This window comes from Schnuerera sp. (genome assembly GCF_035459645.1).
Lineage (GTDB): Bacteria > Bacillota > Clostridia > Tissierellales > Tepidimicrobiaceae > Schnuerera.
This window is the reverse complement of the sequence record NZ_DATHXO010000015.1, coordinates 1-4,373: the sequence shown is the minus strand read 5'-3', so window position 1 is coordinate 4,373 and position 4,373 is coordinate 1. Positions and strand designations below refer to the sequence as shown.

Annotated in this window: 4 protein-coding genes and 1 other annotated feature; all 4 genes read right to left on the bottom strand. The window is 31.8% G+C overall.

Annotated elements, in window-relative coordinates:
• Positions 1-620: serine--tRNA ligase (locus VK998_RS00370; RefSeq protein ID WP_475513919.1), on the bottom strand; the 620-nt coding region annotated here is incomplete at its 3' end.
• Positions 621-671: 51 nt separating this feature from the next.
• Positions 672-838, bottom strand: a binding site (T-box leader).
• A 100-nt stretch (positions 839-938) separates the two neighbouring features.
• Positions 939-1,853: a radical SAM protein gene (locus VK998_RS00365; protein WP_325224221.1), complete on the bottom strand. Its 915-nt coding sequence runs from the start codon at positions 1,851-1,853 to the stop codon at positions 939-941.
• Positions 1,854-1,955: 102 nt separating this feature from the next.
• Complete coding sequence (locus VK998_RS00360; RefSeq protein WP_325224219.1) at positions 1,956-2,846, bottom strand: radical SAM protein; 891 nt, start codon at positions 2,844-2,846, stop codon at positions 1,956-1,958.
• A 39-nt stretch (positions 2,847-2,885) separates the two neighbouring features.
• On the bottom strand, positions 2,886-4,205 hold the full coding sequence (locus VK998_RS00355; protein WP_325224217.1) for an aminotransferase family protein: 1,320 nt from the start codon (positions 4,203-4,205) through the stop codon (positions 2,886-2,888).
• Positions 4,206-4,373: the final 168 nt, after the last annotated feature.

Below are 4,373 nucleotides of genomic sequence, written 5' to 3'. Positions count from 1 at the left end.
GTACCTATCATACTATCCCTATTTACCATAAATGGAGTTGAAACTTCAGTATATCCATGGTCCGTCGTATGCATATCAATCATAAAGTTGATTAGAGCTCTCTCAAGTAATGCTCCAGCTCCCTTAAATAAGGAAAACCTAGCTCCAGTTAGTTTAGAAGCCCTTTCAAAATCTAAAATATCTAGATCAGAACCTATATCCCAGTGGGCTTTTGGTTCAAAATCAAAATTTGTAGGTTCTCCCCATTTTCGAATTTCTATATTGTCTTCATCTGTCTTACCCTCTATAACTGACTCATGAGGAGTATTTGGAATATGGAGTAACAAATCCTTCAATTCTAAATCTATATCCTTCACTTCTGCATCCATTTCTTTTATTTTAGATGATAATTCTTTCATTTCTGTCAATAGGGCTGAGGGGTCTTTGCCCTCCTTCTTTAGTTTTGGAATTTCCTTTGATACAGAGTTCTGTTTAGACTTCATTCCTTCAACTTCAGCTAATAGACTTCTCCTTTTTTCATCTAGTTCTAATACTTTGTCAATAGGATAATCTCCATGCCTCTTTTCTAAGGCTTTTACCACTTCTTCTGGATTTTTTCTAATTCTTCTAATGTCCAACATCTCTATCGCCTCCAATCATTATTAATTAAAAAAACTCTCAATCCCTAAATAGTTAGGGACGAGAGTATTCCCGCGTTGCCACCCTAGTTAACCTTTTGGTTCACTCTTGGTATTAAAAAGCTCAGGGCTGGATTCAATAACTAGCCTTACCAATTTCCACCTACCATTGGCTCTCTAAGAAGACTTCATTATCTACTAGGTCCCTTCATAGCACTATATGAATTTTAATAAGTAGTATATCACATTTTCAAAAAATTATCAATTATTTATAGATAAAATTATTATCTATGATAATTTTTGTAATAATTACTATAAAATTCAGCTGGTTTTGGCTTGTTCTTTATGTCCTAATATTTTTAATATATATTGATATATATTTTCATCATTAAGTATTAGGCTGCATAAATGACAACTATGGGTGAATTCAATATCTTTTAATTCATCAATAAAAGGACTTTCAGAAATAAGTTTGCCTAGACCTTGTGGTCCCCAACGGTCTATAAAATTAAATAGTGGATTAGAATCCCTATTTGCAATAATTGTATCATATGATTCTTTCTTCAAGTTTCCTAAAAATAAAAAACCCGTTTTATTACCTAAAGTTGCATTACAACAGGAATAAACCCTTCCTGCACTATCAATGTGGTGATCCCTTATTTCACAATAATTAGGCAATAAGTTTAAATCGTTTAGATATTTAAACTTTTCAATTGTTAATTTAGTAGCTGCACCCCAAGGAAACATTGGTGAAACCACAATGTGAACATTATCCTTTTTGAAATGTTTATATATCTTTTCAATTCTTTCTCCTTCTTCTTTGCTAGCAGCTGTTATATTGATTGTAATTGCAATACCTAATTTTAAACAGGCTCTAACTAAATTATAGATAATTTCTTTATCAATGAATTCAAGATGATATATATCTGAGCTAGCAATTATACAATTTAATCCTGGAAAGCTTTTTAATATATCTTCAGCCTTCTCTTCTGTTGAAGCCCAATAACCATTGGTAACTACTGTTGTTATTAAACCTACCTTACTTCCATGATATATATAAGTTCTTAAACTTTTTTGTAAAAAAGGCTCTCCTCCAACAAAGACAATATGTTTTGATTCACGGGAATTTGCTATCATGGATATCCAATTTATAATTTCCTGTGGATCTGGATCAGGTAACACAGTTCCATCTCTCTCTGAACAATGTCTACATTTAATATTGCATTTATCAGTTATACTTATATAGACTGAACTAAAAGACTTTGCAAATTTTTTATAAAAATCTTTGTCTTTTTCGATTTCTATACCCCCTTAAGTAAGAGTTTCATATTGAATTCTTTAATAACCAAACTCATCCCATCCATATAGATCAATATATCCTCTAAAAACACCACCGCATTCCTCAATATAATTGCATTTTCTACATACTTTTCCCTTTGTCTTTAATTTATTCGTAAACTCTGAGAAGTCATCAACTACTTTATCTCCATAAAACATTTTGTAATTTGACCATTTTAGCTGATAATTCTCATAACCTTTAATTCTACAGAATGGAAAAACATCGAAGGTCAATCCTTTCTTTGCTCCAAGCACCTTTTCAAAAGCCTCCTCGACATACTCATCTACTTCAGTAAAAGTTGGCGTTACCATCTTCATATTTCTAGCTGCCGTTCCAATATTTCTTAAGGCAGAAATATTGATATGGTCTACATCTAATTTTATTAACATTTCTACTATTTCTGGTAACTGATGATAGTTTAGCTTATTAACTACTGTGTTGGTTCTAACGGGCATATTATTCTTCTTCAAATTCTTTATTGTTTTAATTATCTTATCAAAGCTTCCATCCACCAAAGATATACTATCTTGTACCTCTGAATTGGCTCCATGTATTGATATAATGAAATAATTTACTCCATTATCTAATGTTCTTTTCAAAAATTCAGTATCTGATAGATTAGAACCATTGGTTTCAATAATTACTCTGCTAAAATTATAGGACTTTATCTTCTCTAAGATCTCAAAAAAGTCTTTTCTAACTGTAGGTTCTCCTCCCCAAAGTGCTACACCTTCATAATTATTTGTTTTATTCATATCTAATATTTTAAATATATCTTCTAATATTATGCTTTCACCTTTTTTAGATGGGTTATCTACAGAACAAAATATACATTTATAGTTACATATATCGGTTAGATAAATACCCATAACATCACTTGGTATATCCACTTAAGCTACCCCCCTTTCCTAATATTGATACAAGAAGTACTACTGGTATTTTTTACTTAATTCTTCAATGCCAGAGACAACAATATGGATTATTTTTTCCACTTCATTAGAATTGATAATTAAGGGTGGAGCAATATGGATGTATTCCTTAATCACTCTGGTATATAGGCCCTTTTTCAAGAAATATTCTGACAAAGAATTTTGAACTTCTCTATTCATTTTTGATGAATCTATTTCTATACAGATTAAAAGGCCTATTCCACGAATATCCCCTATGTATGGATTTCCGTCTAACCTTTTACTTATTCCATCTATAAGAAGATTACCCATTACTTTAGCATTTTCAGGTAATTTATGATCAATCATAAATTTTATATTGGCTAATGCAGCAGCACAACTTACAGGATGTCCTGAATAAGTAAATCCTTGAGGCAAAAATGCATTGTCTGGTATTCTATTGCTAATGCTTTTCTTCATAGCTACAGCACCTAAAGGAGCATAACCTGAAGTTAGACCTTTTGACATAGTAATAATATCTGGCTCTACTTTAAAATTTTCAATTCCAAATAATTTACCACTTCTCCCAAAGCCTGTTAATACTTCGTCAATTATTAGTAGAACATTATATTTATCGCAAATAGACCTGATTTTTTGCCAATATTCTTTAGGAGGTATAGCTACTCCTGAGTTTGCAGAAATAGGTTCCGCTATAAATGCAGCAACGGTTTCAGCTCCATTTTCAAGAATTATTTTTTCTAAATCATCTGCACATATATATCCACACCGATCAGGTTCATATTCACATCGATAACAATAGGGATGCGTAGTTTTCACAATGCCTTTAGGTGTAGGTCCAAAAGATTTACTAATAATATCATAACCAGAAACGGATAAAGCAAATAGGGTACTTCCATGATAGGAACCATGTCTTGCTATGATTTTGTCTTTTTTTCTATTTCCTGTCATTTTATGATATATTCTTGCAAACCTTAAGGCTATCTCTACGGCTTCTGATCCACCGCAAGTAAAATAAACCCTATCCATATGTCCAGGTAATATAACGCTTAGTTTTTCAGCTAATTCTATTGCTTTTGTGTTTGTAAATCCTTCTGATGATAAAGCATATTCTAAATCATCATACTGATTTACAATCCCCTTAATAATATCAGGTTGCCTATGGCCTGAATTGACCACCCATGCTCCTGATAATCCATCTATATACTTCTTACCATCTACGTCAATTAAGTAACAACCTTCACCTTTCTCAAATACTATAGGCCCCCCTGAATCTAATACTTTCTTCCGGCTAGCTCCAAATTGCCATAAGTGTTCTAAAGCTTTTCTTTGTATTTTTCCCATGGCTTTATCACTCCTAATGTACTAACTTATTTTTACCTTATCAATATTTACGGAAAACATAGTGTGGAAATATTTATTTAGCTCTTCTGTCATTTTTTCATCCTTGATTTTTAATCTATTGTATAATTGTAAAAAAGGTATTTGTAAAAGTGATGAAAGATACAATAC

What these genes read in the sequence shown, in the direction of transcription:
- VK998_RS00355 (WP_325224217.1), bottom strand. Translation starts at nt 4,205, where the DNA reads ATGGGAAAAATACAAAGAAAAGCTTTAGAACACTTATGGCAATTTGGA.